This window comes from Vibrio sp. KMM 9700, assembly GCF_058545285.1.
Map to the genome: position 1 here is coordinate 332,998 of NZ_CM178589.1, position 17,315 is coordinate 350,312.

At 38.5% G+C, this 17,315-nt stretch carries 21 protein-coding genes; 4 read left to right on the forward strand and 17 right to left on the reverse strand.

Features of this window, described 5'->3' with window-relative positions; translation table 11 throughout:
* Positions 1 to 751: 751 nt before the first annotated feature.
* The 8 genes from AC2VOY_RS01465 to AC2VOY_RS01500 form a co-directional block, all read right to left on the reverse strand.
* On the reverse strand, positions 752 to 1,141 hold the full coding sequence (locus tag AC2VOY_RS01465; RefSeq protein WP_491831874.1) for a hypothetical protein: 390 nt from the start codon (positions 1,139 to 1,141) through the stop codon (positions 752 to 754).
* Between the two features lie 140 nt (positions 1,142 to 1,281).
* Positions 1,282 to 1,404: a hypothetical protein gene (locus tag AC2VOY_RS01470; protein ID WP_491831875.1), complete on the reverse strand. Its 123-nt coding sequence runs from the start codon at positions 1,402 to 1,404 to the stop codon at positions 1,282 to 1,284.
* A complete protein-coding gene (locus tag AC2VOY_RS01475) occupies positions 1,401 to 1,910 on the reverse strand; it encodes a hypothetical protein (protein ID WP_491831876.1) in 510 nt (169 codons plus the stop codon). The genes AC2VOY_RS01470 and AC2VOY_RS01475 overlap by 4 nt, the downstream gene beginning before the upstream one ends.
* Positions 1,911 to 2,052: 142 nt before the next feature.
* Positions 2,053 to 2,829, reverse strand: coding sequence for a DUF2971 domain-containing protein (locus AC2VOY_RS01480; RefSeq protein ID WP_491831877.1), 777 nt, complete (start codon positions 2,827 to 2,829; stop codon positions 2,053 to 2,055).
* Positions 2,830 to 3,032: 203 nt separating this feature from the next.
* Positions 3,033 to 3,596 (reverse strand): sugar O-acetyltransferase, encoded by a 564-nt coding sequence (locus AC2VOY_RS01485; protein WP_491831878.1) that lies wholly within the window; start codon positions 3,594 to 3,596, stop codon positions 3,033 to 3,035.
* Positions 3,597 to 3,754: 158 nt separating this feature from the next.
* Complete coding sequence (locus AC2VOY_RS01490) at positions 3,755 to 4,852, reverse strand: hypothetical protein (RefSeq protein WP_491831879.1); 1,098 nt, start codon at positions 4,850 to 4,852, stop codon at positions 3,755 to 3,757.
* A gap of 134 nt (positions 4,853 to 4,986) precedes the next feature.
* Complete coding sequence (locus AC2VOY_RS01495) at positions 4,987 to 6,033, reverse strand: hypothetical protein (RefSeq protein ID WP_491831880.1); 1,047 nt, start codon at positions 6,031 to 6,033, stop codon at positions 4,987 to 4,989.
* Positions 6,034 to 6,890: 857 nt separating this feature from the next.
* Complete coding sequence (locus AC2VOY_RS01500; protein ID WP_491831881.1) at positions 6,891 to 7,595, reverse strand: hypothetical protein; 705 nt, start codon at positions 7,593 to 7,595, stop codon at positions 6,891 to 6,893.
* A gap of 232 nt (positions 7,596 to 7,827) precedes the next feature.
* On the opposite strand from AC2VOY_RS01500, the gene AC2VOY_RS01505 reads away from it, so the two are divergent.
* Positions 7,828 to 8,103 (forward strand): type II toxin-antitoxin system TacA family antitoxin, encoded by a 276-nt coding sequence (locus tag AC2VOY_RS01505; RefSeq protein WP_491831882.1) that lies wholly within the window; start codon positions 7,828 to 7,830, stop codon positions 8,101 to 8,103.
* Entirely contained in the window at positions 8,100 to 8,594 is a 495-nt protein-coding gene (locus AC2VOY_RS01510; RefSeq protein ID WP_491831883.1) for a GNAT family N-acetyltransferase, read from the forward strand. The genes AC2VOY_RS01505 and AC2VOY_RS01510 overlap by 4 nt, the downstream gene beginning before the upstream one ends.
* 113 nt (positions 8,595 to 8,707) lie before the next feature.
* Here AC2VOY_RS01510 and AC2VOY_RS01515 read toward each other — a convergent pair whose 3' ends face one another.
* From AC2VOY_RS01515 to AC2VOY_RS01530, 4 genes are all read right to left on the reverse strand, one after another.
* A complete protein-coding gene (locus AC2VOY_RS01515; RefSeq protein ID WP_491831873.1) occupies positions 8,708 to 9,790 on the reverse strand; it encodes a hypothetical protein in 1,083 nt (360 codons plus the stop codon).
* Positions 9,791 to 9,933: 143 nt separating this feature from the next.
* Positions 9,934 to 10,443, reverse strand: a complete 510-nt coding sequence (locus tag AC2VOY_RS01520; protein ID WP_491831884.1) for a hypothetical protein — start codon at positions 10,441 to 10,443, stop codon at positions 9,934 to 9,936.
* Positions 10,444 to 10,520: 77 nt separating this feature from the next.
* The gene (locus tag AC2VOY_RS01525) at positions 10,521 to 10,988 is read right to left on the reverse strand and encodes an HNH endonuclease (RefSeq protein ID WP_491831885.1); all 468 of its coding nucleotides are present in this window, start codon (positions 10,986 to 10,988) and stop codon (positions 10,521 to 10,523) included.
* A 150-nt stretch (positions 10,989 to 11,138) separates the two neighbouring features.
* The gene (locus AC2VOY_RS01530) at positions 11,139 to 11,711 is read right to left on the reverse strand and encodes a hypothetical protein (protein ID WP_491831886.1); all 573 of its coding nucleotides are present in this window, start codon (positions 11,709 to 11,711) and stop codon (positions 11,139 to 11,141) included.
* 229 nt (positions 11,712 to 11,940) lie between these two features.
* Between AC2VOY_RS01530 and AC2VOY_RS01535 the strand changes: the two genes are divergently transcribed.
* Complete coding sequence (locus AC2VOY_RS01535; protein ID WP_491831887.1) at positions 11,941 to 12,903, forward strand: integron integrase; 963 nt, start codon at positions 11,941 to 11,943, stop codon at positions 12,901 to 12,903.
* An 85-nt stretch (positions 12,904 to 12,988) separates the two neighbouring features.
* Here the strand turns inward: AC2VOY_RS01535 and rplT are convergent, their stop codons facing one another.
* The 4 genes from rplT to thrS all read right to left on the reverse strand — a co-directional run bounded on the left by rplT (position 12,989) and on the right by thrS (position 16,203).
* Entirely contained in the window at positions 12,989 to 13,342 is a 354-nt protein-coding gene (gene rplT, locus AC2VOY_RS01540) for a 50S ribosomal protein L20 (RefSeq protein ID WP_491831888.1), read from the reverse strand.
* A 39-nt stretch (positions 13,343 to 13,381) separates the two neighbouring features.
* A complete protein-coding gene (rpmI, locus tag AC2VOY_RS01545; protein ID WP_491831889.1) occupies positions 13,382 to 13,576 on the reverse strand; it encodes a 50S ribosomal protein L35 in 195 nt (64 codons plus the stop codon).
* A 146-nt stretch (positions 13,577 to 13,722) separates the two neighbouring features.
* Positions 13,723 to 14,274, reverse strand: a complete 552-nt coding sequence (gene infC / locus AC2VOY_RS01550; protein ID WP_491832970.1) for a translation initiation factor IF-3 — start codon at positions 14,272 to 14,274, stop codon at positions 13,723 to 13,725.
* Positions 14,275 to 14,277: 3 nt separating this feature from the next.
* A complete protein-coding gene (gene thrS, locus AC2VOY_RS01555) occupies positions 14,278 to 16,203 on the reverse strand; it encodes a threonine--tRNA ligase (RefSeq protein ID WP_491831890.1) in 1,926 nt (641 codons plus the stop codon).
* Between the two features lie 217 nt (positions 16,204 to 16,420).
* On the opposite strand from thrS, the gene AC2VOY_RS01560 reads away from it, so the two are divergent.
* Entirely contained in the window at positions 16,421 to 16,750 is a 330-nt protein-coding gene (locus AC2VOY_RS01560) for a TusE/DsrC/DsvC family sulfur relay protein (protein WP_491831891.1), read from the forward strand.
* Positions 16,751 to 16,820: 70 nt separating this feature from the next.
* Here AC2VOY_RS01560 and yccX read toward each other — a convergent pair whose 3' ends face one another.
* The gene (gene yccX / locus AC2VOY_RS01565) at positions 16,821 to 17,084 is read right to left on the reverse strand and encodes an acylphosphatase (protein ID WP_491831892.1); all 264 of its coding nucleotides are present in this window, start codon (positions 17,082 to 17,084) and stop codon (positions 16,821 to 16,823) included.
* Between the last annotated feature and the right edge of the window lie 231 nt (positions 17,085 to 17,315).

The window sequence follows — 17,315 nt, forward strand, 5'->3', positions numbered from 1 at the left end:
ACGGGGCGAATCCGTTTTGAAGCGCTTGTTATGTGCAAAACGATCACGCCACCATAATAAGACGCTTCGCTTTCGTTTGACAACATATAAACCCAACCACCGAATTTAAAGTTTACGTTGGATCAGCAAAACTAATTTAGCCGCCCTCACCAAATGGAACTGGCACAATGGCACTCAGCTAGCCGTCACATGCGGAACAAATAAATCATTCGCAAGTTTCTGAAATTGATAAATGATCCAAGAATTAAAATGCTTCATGCCTTATTTACAGCGAATTATACGGCAAAAAGCCCGCTTTTTTCTCAAAGCGATCACTACAAAAAGACCAAAAGTGCCACTTTTAAGTGTTTCTGCGGTAAACCGCACATAAGCCAAGAAATCTGGAAATTTGTAGGTAGAAGTAGCAGTGACTCGAAAGTTCGTGGCAGCCATTATTTTAACAGCAAATAAGGCATCAGCATGCGTATAACATGATGAATTGAATATTAAAGCAGAAGCGGCGGACTTGTAAGAAACGCAAACACGAAGCCTAATTGCGCTTTCTGCTTTAATTATGAAGCCAGAGGAAATGTTTCAGGCGGAAGATCTGAGTAATACTGAAGTTGGAAAATGCTACCTTGAAACACCGTACAAACGCACATAACGCCCGCTTAAACGGTGAGCCCCAACACCAAAGCGTCCGCTTGCACCTTATTCATTTAACTTATTGAAACCACAAATGCTACGGGGCGAATCCGATTTGAAGCGTTTGTTATATGCGTTTGATTAGACACACCTTAAAACCCTCCTCCAGCATTCTCAGGCATTGGTTAATGTACATTAGGGAATGTTTTTCTAGAGAAACATAAGCAAATTGATCATTTTTACCATTGATATGCTTGATTGTATTTTTTGAATAATTAAATCTCTTAAGCGCATCTTTAGGTTTAGCAAAAAAACTTGGATTAGAGTCATGAAAATCTTTAAGCATCAACTTCAAATTACCATGAACACTTTCAAGTCCATTTAGCTCGCACAAACCTGATAGTAACTCTGATGCGGCTGCAGCAAGGTGCAAACTAGATGAATATCGTTCTGACTTATACAAATCGATTGCATCTTCAACCATGTCTAGAGCAATATCACCTTTATGTATCTTCATTTATTTTCCTCTAAGCATATAACGCCCTGCTAAGGGGTGGGCAGCAAACCAACTCACCGCATAGCACCATAATCACTGAATTTAATGCAAACCACAAATGGCAAACTTGCGAATCCCCTTGAGCAGTTTGTTATAAGCAACTACCTTTTATTGTCTTTTGGCGTATCCTTGATTCCTTTTTTATGCCAATCAATACCAAGATCCCTATTGGGAACAATTACTCTTTTAGGCTGCTTTTGATCATTTTGAGTTTTTTGGTTCATCTTATTAGCCCCTCAGATTTGGCTATGACAATTACAAATATAAGTAACAATGTGCTGACCGCAGAAAGCATAATATATGTATATCCGGACTCCACAAGTTTAACCTTTTTTGCCATCACGGTTCGGTGAGCTTCATTCAGTTTAACAAAAGTACTGAGAACCTCTTTTGCGACGTCTGTATCTGGGTTCAACAAAGTCTCAATAATTTCTTCGTTGAGATTAATAGTAGGAACTTTTGATATTTTTATCGATTTGAACAAACAAAACCAAGCATTCGATAGGAAAAAAACTACAAGAAATAGTATAAAAACAGACAAACATGAGACTACATCAGATGGCGGCAGGAAAATATCTAAACCCCATCCAGATAAGCTGACAACAATGCCTATCCCTAATGTAATTAACCCTAAAAACTTGTTCGCTTTGTTATCTAATGAGTCAAATGTTTTGAATTCATTATCGAGACTAGCTTTTGCGTAGTTGTATGCTATTTCAACTTTATTCATTCTAACTCGATTTTTCCCGTTGCTTATAACGCCCGCTTAAACGGTGAGCCCCGATCACCAAGCCTAAGCCTGCACCTTATTCACTTAACTTATTAAAACCACAACCGCAACGGGGCGAATCCGTTTTCAAGCGTTTGTTAGCTTACAATTCTACAGACATGAGTTCCCAACTTTGTACGTCTGGCTCACACCTGAATATCTTACAACCAAATGACTTCAAGAAATCGAGATTATCCTCGGTACGTTGTTTATTTACGCCTTCTTCAATGCGAGCAACATTGCGGTATACGTTAGCTCCAAGGTAAATTTCTTTAATACCTGATTCTGGAATTTTGTAACAGAACAATGGTTGACCTAAATAACTATTTCTAGCTTTATTCCATCTGCCATCATTCGTCAGACGTTGCTCTTCCATAGAATGGTAACCGAATTTGAAGTCGTTAAGACTTTTTATGACACGAACTTCTTCTTCATAGCCCCACTCGATTGATTTATATAGAAATGCTTGTTTTAAAAAGTTCTTAATCTCCGGGCTGAATGCGGTTGATTCTCTTAGTTCATCTAAGTGCTTTTGAGATGGCACGCCATTTAAGTCTTTATTTTTGGTACTGACATAGATAATCTCACCAAATTGAGCTGGGATTACAAATTCTTCATTTGAAGTAAGCCCACATTTTTCTGCATCAATACCAATGACAACCCCTCTATGACTATCACCGTAGTGTGACCACATTAGAGAATTGAGAGGATTTCTAGTCAAGGATGAAACAGCATATTTTCGTGAAAAATGCCCTTTGAAAGCTCGAACAGCATTACGTGGTGAGATACTACCTGTATCAGAAAAACCAAAATTTGTGCCCTCAAATGGATCATTAAGGTCTTCTAAGTTAGTGAAACCGAGTGAAAGATTCTTAAGCATGAGGACTGCGGAGTTAAAAGACATATATTTATAAAGCATCATAGTATTATTACTACTCGGTTGATATTTTCACTTGTAAGCTAACGCCCTGCTAAGGGGTGAGCAGCAAACCAACTCACCGCATAGCACCATAATCACTAAATTTAATGCAAACCGCAAATGCTAAACTTGCGAATCCCCTTGAGCAGTTTGTTATGAGTAAACTATGGCTTAATGCTGATTTCTTTTAACACTTTCGCTGGATTACCACCAATTACGACATTGTCTCCAAAACTCTTCGTTACCACTGCACCAGAGGCTACCACCACATTGTTCCCAAGGGTCACACCAGGGTTGATAACCGCATGACCACCTATCCAGCAATTGTCACCAATGGTTATTGCCTTTGCTAACTCTAAACCACTGTTCCTTTCGATTGGGTCTAAAGGATGTGTCGCTGTATAAATTCCAACTTGAGGTGCTAGTAAGCAGTTCTTACCGAACTTTACTTCCGAAACATCCAAAATCACGCAGCCGAAATTGGCATAGAAATTATCACCAACATGAATATTAGAGCCATAGTCACAATTAAAAGAAGATTCAATGTGAATATTGTCACCTACTGTGCCGAACAAGCGCTTAATTATTTCAACACGCTTTTGTTGAAACTCAATAGAGGTTGTATTCAACTCTTCAGTTAATAATCTGGCATTTAATCTTAGCTTTGATAACTCTTCATCACTTGGGTCATAAAGCTTGCCTGCTAACATTTTTTCTTTTTCTGACATTAAACTTGGCTCCCAATACCAATTTACTCATAACGCCCAATTAAGGTGTGAAGCACGCTACAACGACACTCAATTTGAACACTGTAAACACTGAACTTAACCCAGACCAAAAATGCCAAGCGTGCTGAATCACTCTTAAATTGTTTGTTAGGTTTGTTCTACAAATATTCCATTGCTTGCTGCTTAAATGTATCAATGATCACATTATGAAGAGCCAACATGCTGCGTTTTTGTTGTTCATAAAATTTTAGGTCATCCCCCTCAATACCATCAAAAGTTACATGTTCGTTGTAAAGATCCCTTTGGAGATCAGCAATACAACATGATAATTCAGCGGATAGGTAATTATTACTAAGCACTCTATTTGGAGAGAAAAACCGTTGATAGTTAGGGCTAAATTCAGAAAATGACTCGAATTGTGAAGAAAGAAAGGCAGGACCTTTATACTGTTCATGGCTAAACAACTTCCTGCAATATTCACTAGAAAACTCGTTATCACTACTCTCAGGCGCACGAACCTCTACACGCATTATTGGTTGGTATACACCTGTCGAAGTTGGAGGAAAATACTTCGTCATTAGGTCAGGCTCTATAATTCGTTCTGACCCGCGTTCAAAATTTATGAAGTGACCGTCTTTACCCACAACAGCAGTCTTATTCTTAATTACAGGTAAGCCGAACGCCTTATGAAGTAACATATCTGTAGATATGCTAATAAAGAACATCCCCTCTATACGAAGACCAAACACCGATGGCATAGAATCAAATAACGGAGTATCAACACCAAGAATGGTTAAACCCGGAATGGGATCAGCACTTTTATAGAGGAAAAGGCAACGGTCTTTTTGTCCTACTCTTTGATTTATGTAGAAAGACGGCTCTATGCCCCTCCAGTTTTTATTCAGGTAAAATGATGCCAGCCATAGCCCCGTCCGAACTTTATCGAACCAGTCTAAAAGTAAGTCCGTTTCTGATAAGTTAATAGGAAAACCAGCTTCTATTCTTTGAATAATAGGTTTAACTTCACGCTCCATAACTCCATATTGGTCGTTACACGATTTACACGCAGGAAACGTGTAAGAAGAGAAGTTGTACTTACGAACTTCGAGCTCTTTTGAATTCCAATTACGCCCAAGAGATACCTCACAATTTGGATCTCCGGTCATTGAAAGTAGCCACTTAGGTAAAATGTGTTCTTTGTTCTTATTTGATGGTTTTTGACCACAAAAGATACAAAACTTGTTATTTTTGCTCAATTTACCTTTTACCTCTAAAAACCTAACGCCCTGCTAAGGGGTGAGCAGCAAACCCACTCATCGCATAACACTATAATCACTGAATTTAATGCAAACCACAAATGGCAAACTTGCGAATCCCCTTGAGCAGTTTGTTAAGTATTTTTTTTGACCTTTTTACAGCGCCACAGAAAATAATAAGGGTCATTCTTTAGCTCGTTAACTTTTTCTCTATACGCTGAGTATTCTTTACCAAGTAAGCCAAGTCCTCCGCTACCACATACAGTTGCCAAAGCTGAAGATAACCCCCCTGTAGAAACTGCTGTGTACGCTAACGCAACAGTACCTACCCCTGCGCCAGCAACCCGAAATGAATGTGTATTATTTATCGACCTGAATTTACGATTTAATGCATCTACTTTTGGGTCAATGACATCCTTTGCGACCACTCTGGGATCTACGCCGTCACCACATTCACTTAATGCTTCTTTGATTGACACTCTGAGGCCAGATATAAGGTCTCCTTCATCATCAAGTATTTTCGCTAGATCCAGAAAATTGACACCTTCAAGATATGGAATAGTTATGTCAAACATAGATGCTTGATCAATATGATCATTGCTTTCAAAGCAAATAGGTATTGGCCTGCTTACAGCCTCTTCCTCAATTCGCCAAGTATCTAAAGTCGAGTACTGAGAAACATTAATTGATTCCCAAGTATTAGAGCCTTCTTTAGTATGAAAAAGAGCTCGATCTGGCTGTATTAATAACTTCCCTTTTTCGATAAATGGTCTTAAGTCAGCAAGAATCTTATCGGCTTGTTTTCCATGGGGGAAAACAAAACCAGGCATTATTTGAGAGTTATGTTCATCAAGTCCAAGTTGAGCAAGCCTTTCAGCACTGACATTAACAAGTGCTCCTTTAGCACCAAACTGCCTCTCGAACCATTCGGGTTGCAACATTACTATCGCTATCTCTCGTCCGCCAGCCCAAGTAAACTGGGAGAGATCGTTGAATATCAACGAGAAGCGCAGCATTGACTCTGCGTCTGCATACTCTTTCGCTTTAATATGTGAGGTCAGTAATCGTGGGTTAGTTGATAAAAATGCTATTTCCCTAACTGAGTCCATATATTGATCGCTGTAATTGTTCATTCCAGTTGAACTACAGCTAGCCAATGCTTTAAATACATCCACTTTCACTGAATCCTTATAAAAATACTTAACGCCCGCTTAAACGGTGAGCCCCAACACCGAAGCCGAGGCTATCACTTAAATCACCTAACTTACTGAAATCTCTGCTGCAACGGGGCGAATCCGTTTTGAAGCGCTTGTTATGTGCAAAACGATCACGCCACCATAATAAGACGCTTCGCTTTCGTTTGACAACATATAAACCCAACCACCGAATTTAAAGTTTACGTTGGATCAGCAAAACTACTTTAGCCGCCCTAGCCAAATGGGACTGGCACAATGGCACTCAGCCAGCCGCCTCATGCGGAACAAATAAATCATTCGCAAGTTTCTGAAATTGATTAATGCTCCAAGAATTAAAATGCTTCATGCTGTATTTACAACGAATTATACGGCAAAAAGCCCGCTTTTTTCTCAAAGCGATCACCACAAAAAGACCAAAAGTGCCACTTTTAACGGTTTCTGCGGTAAAGCGCACATAAGCCAAGAAATCTGGAAATTTGTAGGTGGAAGTCTCAGCGACTCGAAAGTTCGTGACAGCCGTTATTTTAACAGCAAATAAGGCATCAGCATGCGTATAACATGATGAATATTAAAGCAGAAGCGGTGGACTTGTAAGAAACGCAAACACGAAACCTAATTGCGCTTTCTGCTTTAATTGTGAAGCCAGAGGAAATGTTTCAGGCGGAAGATCTGAGTAATGCAGAAGTTGGAAAATGCTACCTTTGAACACCGTACAAACGCACATAACGCCCGCTTAAACGGTGAGCCCCGACACCTAAGCGTCCGCTTGTGCCCTAATCACTTAACTTTTTGAAACCACAACTGCAACGGGGCGAATCCGATTTGAAGCGTTTGTTATGTAATTATTTTTTAAATTCTAGCAACTTGTCATTATTATAAATAATTAATATTTTGCTAAATATACCAAATTCAACATCTTTCATGGATTCACAATATAAATTATTTAATTCAGAATCACTTAAACCAATTTTACAGGTATAACTGTCATGGAGAGAGAGCCAAACTTCACCTTGTATATTTTTACACTTGTTTATCTTGTTATTAATCGATTTGAATAAAATACTTTTAAACACATCATCAACTTTAAACAATTCAATATTATTAGTAATTGTTTCAACATCTCTACTGCAACGGTCAAGAGGCTGGCAAAAACATACTGACCTTCCTTCTTTATCATTCTGATCTTCGATAATAACCTTTACAAAAACTCCAGAAACACAAGTGCTACCATTCATTTTTAGAGAATTTATAAAATATAAGATATTTTTTCGCAATGTTTTATTAAGTCTAATATTTGCATGATAAATCGTAATTTTATAAAGCTTGTAATTAGGTACAAGTAATCGCCTAACTAAAGCTTCATACCCCATATTTATAGACTTACGATTATCCTGAACATTTATATTCAACTCTGTAATTTCTATTGCTATAGATTTTAATCCCGTATCCAGATAAATATCTGGTGGATCTTCTCCTTCTGTGATAAACCCTTCATAATATTTTTTTATGATATTGGCATCAAATTGCTCCTTAGGCTTTAAAGTCATATAGTTTCCTTTAATTTATTAAATTACATAACGCCCGCTTAAACGGTGAGCCCCGACACCTAAGCTGAAGCTAATATCTTAATCACCTAACTTACTGAAACCACAAATGCCACGGGGCGAATCCGTTTTGAAGCGTTTGTTAGTTTGCGTGCCAAAATGACACAACATTTGATTATTCCACATTTTGAGTCCATAATACCAATGTGACACTTTGACACCTTAGGAGATTATTATGGCGACTACTTTACCGCGCATCACTGCTAGAGTAGATATTGATACGCAAGACCTGCTAACAAAAGCCGCTGCACTTGCTGGCATGTCGAGCATTAATTCATTTGTTTTAAGTGCAGCTATTGAAAAAGCACAACAAGTGATTGAGCGAGAGCAAGCACTTAAGCTTAGTCAAAAAGATGCAATGTTGCTCATGGAAGCACTTGACCGCCCTGCTGCGCCGAACTCAAAATTGAGCGATGCTTTCAAAAAATATGAGAGCAAAACACAAGAATGAATACTGTACTTCTAGATAAAGCTAAGCACAACAGAAACCAATTTAATTGCGGCATCGAACCACTAAACAATTATCTGAAAGTTATGGCTAGCCAGCAAGCTAAAAAAGATAACACCAGAACGTTTGTTTTAGAGGATAAAAACAATAACTCGCAAATCATTGGTTTCTATACTTTAACAATGACGCCAATTGATATAAGAGCATTGCCCAATAAATTACAGCGAAAACATCACTCCTCTACTTCTGGAGGCTTGATTGCACGCTTAGCAATTGATGAACGCTACAAGGGTCAAGGATTTGGCGAGTGGTTACTAATTGATGCACTCAAAAAACTGCTGACCGCTAGTGATAGCGTTGGATTTCCTATCGTTATTGTTGACGCGAAAGATGGTGCAAAGTACTTTTATGAACGATATGGATTTCAATCCTTTCAAGATGCTGAAAATAAACTATTCATTACCATTGCTGATATAAGGGCAAGTTTCGGGTAGCTGAAATTTTCCCTTGCAAACTAACGCCCAATTAAGGTGTGAGTAACGCAACACCAATGTTACAGTAACACACCTTAAACACACGAATTAACACATAGCAAAAATGCCAAGCGTTACGAATCACTCTTAAATTGTTTGTTAGGCATAATTTGCTTGCACTGAATCATTGTTGATGCGGTCTCCCAGCTTATCTTTTCGAAAAACTTATCTGCTGACATTTCTTTTTCAATTGATTCGAAAAAGCCGTCCAACCATTCATGGTAATCCCACTTAGTTGGACTCACTGTTGATAACCACTTGAAATCCACCTCGGCACGGAAGCCAACCTTAAATGCAAGACTATCTCTAAATGACTCCATTCCTAGGTAATGTTTTTCAAAAGCAACGGGAGTTACATACCCATAACCGTCAAAACTAGCACTTAACTTTAGTTTGAACTTAGACGTTTCAATAACAACACTGTCGTTATCCCTAAAAATTTTTGCATCTTTAGGTAAAACAAGATCAAATCTTGAATAACGCTCGCCGTTTTTCCCCACAGACATAACAACAGTCCCTTCACTTACACCTTCCCCATCCATGAAGGACAGACGATTCTCCATGGGCGAAGAAAAAAGCTCCATGAACCGATTTGTGAATAAAACTGAGGGAACATCATTTCTTTGGAAATATTTTAGCTCAGAATCATCGTACTTCTCTTTATTGAAATAATCAGTAAGGTGAGTAGATAAGGATTCAAGTACGTAGTATTCGATGGCTTCCTGTATTAGAGACATTGATGCTTTATACGGTCTATCTACGTCTCGCTTATATAAATTAGCGATAGGTTGACTGTCCCATTGACGCTTGAGAGCTTCATTTTCACTGAATGCACTACTTAAATAATCACATACCTCTTCAGACAAGTCGTATCTGGGTACACTTACTATGCTATTACTCTTGTCTGAGTAAATTAGAAAGCCATCTATATCTATACTTGCTTTTCGAGCAGACCAAAGTTTTTTAAACAAAAACAACATACAAACAACTGATAGAGCAATTATCAATAGCAGTAAAAAGTAAGGTTTACTTTTCAAAGAGTCGTAAATTATCGAAGCTGATAAGCTAGCGCAAATTCCTAATAAAAATGCAGCCACTACAACTTCTAGCAATGTTGCCCGGCTAATTGTTAACCTTTCTATCACTTTATTTTTCATTATTACTATTCACTTACTACGTATAATGCCTAACGCCGCATTAAGTGGCGAACAACACCACTTAACTTAAAATAACACCGTAATCACTAAACTCAAATTGAACCAAAAATGCCGAGCGTTGTGAGTCCATCTTAAATGCTTTGTTATGCAATATTTAAGCCTAAATCTTCAGTTTTTTTCTTTAAAAAATACATATTTGTATATGATTGTAAAGTGTAAAAATTTCTATGACAATAAAATTTAATGTCTTCTTTTGAGGCATTAGATAAACTGAGAAAAGTATCATCACTTATTAATCTGTACGGAGGAAGTTTATAAAAAATATCCTCTGCTTCAGGAATAGAGTTTGCGTATTCATGATATTCTATTTCTTTCCCCGCCATAATATCATATATATATGATTCATATATATTCTCTCCCTCATATTCATAATCAATTAGAACATAAAACTGAAAGGCACTAAACAACTCAATATAGCAATAAATAAACTTCAATTCTTTATTTGCACAAAGTACTAGACTATGGATTGGATAATGTGGACTTCTATATTTATTTTCTTCAAAGAAGCCTTCTATTTTAACTGTTGGCAAGAAATTACATATAGCTATATTATCATGTATTTTATTATTTCTTGCATCAATAATACACTTCATATTTTCTCTACTAACACCAAGCTTTGCCGCATATCCAGCTGCTATTTTAGCTAACCCTCTTTTGAAAATCTTGTTATTTAGTTCAAACGGAGCATTAAACCCCCCCCTAAATCATCATAAATTTTAACATTATCATCTTTATCAATACACCCTTGTTTTATTAAGTGTTTTTTATAGTTATTACCTGTTTTGAGTGAATCAGCATATATCACTTTTTCTTCATTATCAAAATATGGTTTTTTTGGAAAAAACCTACCATTTCTATAAATAAATTCAATGCCCTTTTCACTATTAAATGCAGAAAAAGATTGAGTTTTTCTCCTGTCTCTTTTTACATCTAATCTAGATACCCAAGTTTTGAAAATTTTATTAAAACTTTTATCTATATCTTCATTTAAGAATCGATTTGCTTCATCTGTTAAAATTTTTTCGGATTTGATCTGCCCACCAAGTGAATTAGGTATAATATGCTCTAAAGAACCTTTTTCACCTTCACTATGTTTAGTCTCTCTTATCTTTTTTCCTGTTAAATAACATTCAAACATTTATTCTTCCTTATTGCATAACGCCCTGCTAAGGGGTGAGCAATAAACCCACTCACCGCATAACACCATAATCACTGAATTTAATGCAAACCGCAAATGCCAAACTTGCGAATCCCCTTGAGCAGTTTGTTATAGCGCTGTTCACTGCGATTACATATTACTTCTAGCTTCGAGATCGTGCATTATAACGGAATCAGCTAAATCTAAGTCTCTGCTAATATCATTGATCATTTGCCCAAGATGACGAAGGTTTATGTAATAGATCCCGTCAATTGTCACCTTGCCACTTCTATCAGTTGAATACCTAAAGCTCATTGAATCAGGGTCAGCTTGAGCCAATTCATTAACAACATGTTCTACTCGGGCAAACTTCTTATCAATGTTAGGTTCATAGACTTTACGCAAAATCCCTTTAACAATTTTCCAAAGCTCATCGATTTTGTGATGCTTTGGGTAACTGCTTTCTTGACCTAAAAGTTGCCTACCGTTACTAACAATTTTTTTAAGGAGTAACTCAATATGCTGCCTATATAAAAACACTATCGGATAAACCAAATAATCTTGGTCTCTACCTGTATTATTTACCTGTAGCACCAACGAATCTGCAGCTAATTTATATCCGTTAATATAACCATGTGACATGTCTGGATGAAAGTTCAGGCAAGCATTATTATGCCAATCACTATCCGATTTGAATAAGGGTTCAAACTCTTGTTTAGTCATAGAAGCCTCCTGCGCTATAACGCTCTTTATACCGCAATATACCACATAATCTGCACCCCATTCACCCAATATGCACAAAATTTGTACTCTATTTTCCTGTATATGTTTCGACTAACCACCTCAAAATTCTCACTTTTAAGATCTAATGCGAAATAAGCAGCGCAAAGCTCGAATAAATGAAAGCTGTTAGTCACACTTATTGCAAGTTAACTACCAAATGGGGGCCAGGATGAAGTCAGCTTTCTTACACTCAATTCATCAGTTGATGACTAGTCGATATTATTCACCACGAACAATCAATGCTTATATCCACTGGATCACGTCTTTTATCATTTATCATAACAAACGTCATCCAAAGGATATGGCTGAGGCGGAAGTTGAAGCTTATTTAACGTACTTAGCTTTAGAGAAGAAAGTGGCAGTCAAAACTCAGATCTTAGCGCTGAACGCATTAAGTTTCTTATATCGAGAGATTTTGAATAAGCCTTTGTCATTAACGATGAAGTTTAAAAAGTCTGATCGTGAACGTGCTCTGCCGGTTGTGCTCACACAAGAAGAAATCTTGCAGCTATTTACGCATATTAAGCCCTGCTATGAATTACCGATTAAATTAATGTATGGATCTGGACTGAGGTTAATGGAATGTGTTCAGCTTCGATTGCAAGATATTGATATGCACTATGGCGTGATTAAAGTATGGCGAGGTAAGGGGAATAAAAATAGAGTGGTGACATTAGCAAAGGAGCTTTACCCATTAATAAAAATCCAAAAAGAAATAGCTCGTAAATATTATACGATGGATATGAAGCAGAAAAATTATAATGGTGTTTACTTGCCAACAGCGCTTCATCTTAAATATCCCAAAGCACCCTATGAACTTAATTGGCATTATTTGTTTGCATCACACAAAGTATTTACAGTCGAAAATACTGATCGTATTTCCCGTCATCATATTCATGAGACTTCTTTGCAGCGTGCAGTGCGACTCGCAGCCGAAAAGGCTAATCTCAATAAGCGAGTGACCTGTCATACCTTACGCCATTCATTTGCGACGCATTTATTAGAATCCGGGGCTGATATTCGAACCGTTCAAGAACAACTGGGGCATACGGATGTGAAAACGACTCAGATATATACGCATGTATTGGAGCGTGGTGCAAATGGTGTTTTGAGTCCATTATCTCGACTCTAAATTTAAGGTATAAAAAAAGGAGAGCAATTGCCCTCCTCTTTTCTTAATGCTTTGCTTTATTTAATTTGTCAAAAGACAGTCTAAATTAAAGTGCAGCTTTTGCTTTTTCAACTAGTGCAGCGAATGCAACTTTGTCGAATACAGCGATGTCAGCAAGGATCTTACGATCGATCTCGATAGATGCTTTCTTAAGACCGTTGATGAAACGGCTGTAAGATAGACCATTTTGACGAGCTGCCGCATTGATACGTGCAATCCAAAGTTGACGGAATGTACGTTTTTTGTTGCGACGGTCACGATATGCGTATTGACCTGCTTTAGTAACTGCCTGGAAAGCTACACGATAAACACGTGAACGTGCTCCGTAGTAACCTTTAGCTTGTTTTAGAACTTTCTTATGACGTGCACGAGCTTGTACACCACGTTTTACGCGAGGCATTATGTCTCTCCTAAACTATTAAATTAAACAAATAAAAAATTAAGCGTATGGCAGCATACGAACTACGCCAGCAACTTCACATTTTGGAAGGATGGCATTTGGACGAAGCTGACGCTTGTTTTTAGTTGTACGTTTAGTCAGGATATGACGTTTTGTCGCGTGCTTAAATTTAAAACCAGCACCAGTTTTTTTGAAGCGCTTCGCAGCACCTCGGTTAGTTTTCATCTTAGGCATGATGAAGAAACTCCGCATTGTATGTATTAATCACAAATGTAATACATCGGGTTAATATTATGTAATTAGGGCGAACAAAACCCCACTCAGTTTCAAGACTTACGCCTCGATTCCATGTGAGGTTCTATTACTTGTAAAGCCGTTAATTACTTCTTCTTAGGGGCCAATACCATGATCATTTGGCGACCTTCGATACGCGTTGGGAAAGATTCAACCACTGCAAATTCAGCTGTATCTTCTTTCAAACGTTTCAGAACGTCGACACCAATGTCTTGGTGAGCCATTTCGCGGCCACGGAAGCGAATTGTTACCTTCACTTTGTTGCCGTCTTCAAGGAAACGCGTCAGGTTGCGTAGTTTTACCTGATAGTCTCCGATATCAGTTCCAGGACGGAATTTAACTTCCTTAATCTGAACCTGCTTTTGCTTTTTCTTCTGCTCTTTCGCAGCTTTGCTCTTCTCAAAGAGGAATTTACCGTAGTCCATCACGCGACAAACTGGTGGCTCTGCGTTCGGGCTGATTTCAACAAGGTCTAGACCTGCTTGGTCTGCTGTTTCTAGTGCTTCAGCAATTGAAACAACACCGATAGCTTCGCCATCGACACCTGTTAAACGCACTTCACGAACACCACGAATTTCTCCGTTTAAACGATGTTGGTTTTGCTTGGCCGGTTGTTGGCCTCTTCTTCCACCTTTAATAGCTTATTCCTCCAGATTGAGCTTACGGCTAGACACTTCGTCTTGAAGATAAGAGATGAAATCTTCAACTTTGAATTTTCCGAGGTCTTTGCCCTTGCGTGTACGCACTGCAATTTCGCCGGCGGCCATTTCTTGGTCACCACAAACGAGCATGTATGGAACACGTTTTAAAGTATGTTCGCGGATTTTAAAGCCAATCTTCTCATTTCTCAAGTCCGCTTTGGCTTTAAATCCAAATTTTTGTAATTTTTGTGCGACTTCTTGCGCATAGTCTGACTGTTTATCAGTAATATTCATGATCACAGCTTGTTCAGGTGCGAGCCATGTTGGGAAGAAACCTGCGTATTCTTCAATCAAAATACCGATAAAGCGCTCAAGTGAACCTAGAATCGCTCTGTGGATCATAACTGGCACTAAACGCTCGTTATTTTCACCTACATAAGATGCGCCTAAGCGACCTGGCAAGTTAAAGTCGAGCTGCACTGTACCACATTGCCACGCACGGTCAAGACAATCATACAAAGTAAATTCAATTTTCGGTCCGTAGAAAGCACCTTCGCCCTCTTGGATCTCAAATGGAATCTCCATTGAATTGAGTGATTCGATCAGTGCTTGTTCACTGCGATCCCAGATTTCATCACTACCCACACGTTGTTCTGGGCGAGTAGAAAGTTTCACGACTATGTTATCAAAGCCGAACGTCTGGTACGTATCATACACCATTTTAATGCACTCTGTCACCTCTGCTTGAATTTGATCTTCAGTACAGAAAATGTGAGCATCATCTTGAGTAAAGCCACGCACACGCATAATGCCGTGTAGTGCGCCCGACGGCTCATTACGGTGACAAGACCCAAACTCAGCCATACGCAGTGGTAAATCACGGTATGATTTTAAGCCTTGGTTAAAGATTTGCACGTGACCTGGGCAGTTCATTGGCTTGATGGCGTATTCACGGTTCTCAGAACTTGTTGTGAACATCGCATCTGCATATTTGTCCCAGTGACCAGAGCGCTCCCACAAGACGCGATCCATCATTAACGGACCTTTTACTTCTTGATAGTTATATTCAGTTAGTTTTTGACGAACGAATACTTCAAGCTCACGGAAAATAGACCAACCATTGTGATGCCAGAACACCATACCCGGCGCTTCTTGTTGCATATGGAAAAGATCTAAGTGCTTACCGATTTTACGGTGGTCACGTTTTGCTGCTTCTTCAAGACGCACTAGGTGCTCTTTAAGTTGCTTTTTATCTGCAAATGCTGTGCCGTAAATACGCTGCAGCATTTTATTATCAGAGTTACCACGCCAATATGCGCCAGCAACATTTAATAATGTAAAGTGCTGACAAAAACTCATGTTTGGTACGTGTGGACCACGACACATGTCGATGTACTCTTCATGATGATAAAGACCTGGCTTGTCATCACGAGAAACATTTTCATCTAAGATTTCAATCTTATAGGTTTCGCCACGCGCTTCGAATGTATCGCGCGCTTCTTGCCAAGAGACTTTTTTCTTGATGACTTGATATTTGGTCTTCGCAAGCTCTTTCATGCGTTTTTCGATTTTTTCTAAGTCTTCTTGAGTTAAAGACTCTTCTAAATCGATATCATAATAGAAACCTTTATCAATCGTTGGACCAATTGCCATCTTTACATTTGGGTAAAGTTGTTTGATCGCGTGACCTAAAAGGTGCGCACAAGAGTGACGAATGATTTCTAAACCATCTTCATCTTTTGCTGTGATGATTTCTAGCGATGCATCGTTTTCAATCAGATCACAAGCATCTACTCGCTCACCATTAACGCGACCAGCGATACAAGCTTTTGCAAGGCCAGGGCCGATAGACGCTGCAACATCCATAGTTGAAACTGGGTTATCAAACGCACGTTGACTGCCGTCAGGAAGAGTAATTACAGGCATGAGTTATCCTATTTGTCAGTGGTGCCACCTACCAAGTAGCACTTGAAGTGTATGAAATTGAGAATTAGTTTTGAAAATTAGACCATACAAAAAGCCTAATAGAACGAATTTTGTCCAATTCAAAATTAATGTAAGCGCTCATTTTAACTGAATCTTTTAAAATTTAAAGTCATACGTTAAAATTCAATATAATTTCATATTTGTGTTAGGAAAAAAGATGTTTGAATTTAACGGTGAGCCAATCGAAACCGACGTTGAAGGTTATTTATTGGACCATACAAAATGGCAAGAAGCGATGATCCCTGTCCTTGCCGAGCAAGAAGGTATTCAGCTCACGCCAGATCACCTAGAAGTGATTCACTTTGTACGTAATTTTTACTTGGAATTTAATACTTCCCCAGCCGTACGCATGCTAGTTAAAGCTATGGCAAAAGAGTACGGCGAAGAGAAAGGCAATAGTAAATACCTGTTTCAACTTTTCCGAGAAGGCCCTGCGAAACAAGCCACTAAACTCGCGGGTCTACCTAAGCCTGCGAAATGCTTGTAACACTAACTTGATATAAACCTAGGTCTTGCTGAAAGATGAAAAGGCTATAAAAGCCATCTTCTAAGACAAATTAACCGCACTTAAACCCGCGCAGCACTTCCTCATCACTCTGGCTTGCCTGCACCGATGTCACATTCGCGTGTGGTGAGCCTTGATACAACCATTTATGTAGCGCGTCGATACTTTCTTGTTTCCCGCAAGCTAACACTTCTACATCACCATTTTCCAGATTACGCGCATAGCCCGTCAGGCCAAGTTTTTGTGCTTCATGGCTCGTAAAATAGCGAAATCCCACGCCTTGTACGCGCCCTTTTACAAGAAATTTCGTTGACATACCGCCTCCCTATGCCACTTTTTAATTAAATTTAGCTTTAACGTTAAAAAAGTGCGCTTGATCACATAATATTTGCTATATTCTTTCTAGCTAACTAAAATATCCCGCAATTTTAACAAGGTTACCACTTAGATTTAACGCAGATAAACAAAAGTTTAGTGATCTTGCACAACAAGAATGCTTGAATCCGTCCCTTTAAAAAATAAGAGATAAAGATTCAAGTACCACGAA

What these genes read in the sequence shown, in the direction of transcription:
- AC2VOY_RS01465 (WP_491831874.1), bottom strand. Translation starts at nt 1,141, where the DNA reads ATGAAGATACATAAAGGTGATATTGCTCTAGACATGGTTGAAGATGCA.
- AC2VOY_RS01470 (WP_491831875.1), bottom strand. Translation starts at nt 1,404, where the DNA reads ATGAACCAAAAAACTCAAAATGATCAAAAGCAGCCTAAAAGAGTAATT.
- AC2VOY_RS01475 (WP_491831876.1), bottom strand. Translation starts at nt 1,910, where the DNA reads ATGAATAAAGTTGAAATAGCATACAACTACGCAAAAGCTAGTCTCGAT.
- AC2VOY_RS01480 (WP_491831877.1), bottom strand. Translation starts at nt 2,829, where the DNA reads ATGCTTAAGAATCTTTCACTCGGTTTCACTAACTTAGAAGACCTTAAT.
- AC2VOY_RS01485 (WP_491831878.1), bottom strand. Translation starts at nt 3,596, where the DNA reads ATGTCAGAAAAAGAAAAAATGTTAGCAGGCAAGCTTTATGACCCAAGT.
- AC2VOY_RS01500 (WP_491831881.1), bottom strand. Translation starts at nt 7,595, where the DNA reads ATGACTTTAAAGCCTAAGGAGCAATTTGATGCCAATATCATAAAAAAA.
- AC2VOY_RS01505 (WP_491831882.1), top strand. Translation starts at nt 7,828, where the DNA reads ATGGCGACTACTTTACCGCGCATCACTGCTAGAGTAGATATTGATACG.
- AC2VOY_RS01510 (WP_491831883.1), top strand. Translation starts at nt 8,100, where the DNA reads ATGAATACTGTACTTCTAGATAAAGCTAAGCACAACAGAAACCAATTT.
- AC2VOY_RS01515 (WP_491831873.1), bottom strand. Translation starts at nt 9,790, where the DNA reads ATGAAAAATAAAGTGATAGAAAGGTTAACAATTAGCCGGGCAACATTG.
- AC2VOY_RS01520 (WP_491831884.1), bottom strand. Translation starts at nt 10,443, where the DNA reads ATGAAGTGTATTATTGATGCAAGAAATAATAAAATACATGATAATATA.
- AC2VOY_RS01525 (WP_491831885.1), bottom strand. Translation starts at nt 10,988, where the DNA reads ATGTTTGAATGTTATTTAACAGGAAAAAAGATAAGAGAGACTAAACAT.
- AC2VOY_RS01530 (WP_491831886.1), bottom strand. Translation starts at nt 11,711, where the DNA reads ATGACTAAACAAGAGTTTGAACCCTTATTCAAATCGGATAGTGATTGG.
- AC2VOY_RS01535 (WP_491831887.1), top strand. Translation starts at nt 11,941, where the DNA reads ATGAAGTCAGCTTTCTTACACTCAATTCATCAGTTGATGACTAGTCGA.
- rplT (WP_491831888.1), bottom strand. Translation starts at nt 13,342, where the DNA reads ATGCCTCGCGTAAAACGTGGTGTACAAGCTCGTGCACGTCATAAGAAA.
- rpmI (WP_491831889.1), bottom strand. Translation starts at nt 13,576, where the DNA reads ATGCCTAAGATGAAAACTAACCGAGGTGCTGCGAAGCGCTTCAAAAAA.
- thrS (WP_491831890.1), bottom strand. Translation starts at nt 16,203, where the DNA reads ATGCCTGTAATTACTCTTCCTGACGGCAGTCAACGTGCGTTTGATAAC.
- AC2VOY_RS01560 (WP_491831891.1), top strand. Translation starts at nt 16,421, where the DNA reads ATGTTTGAATTTAACGGTGAGCCAATCGAAACCGACGTTGAAGGTTAT.
- yccX (WP_491831892.1), bottom strand. Translation starts at nt 17,084, where the DNA reads ATGTCAACGAAATTTCTTGTAAAAGGGCGCGTACAAGGCGTGGGATTT.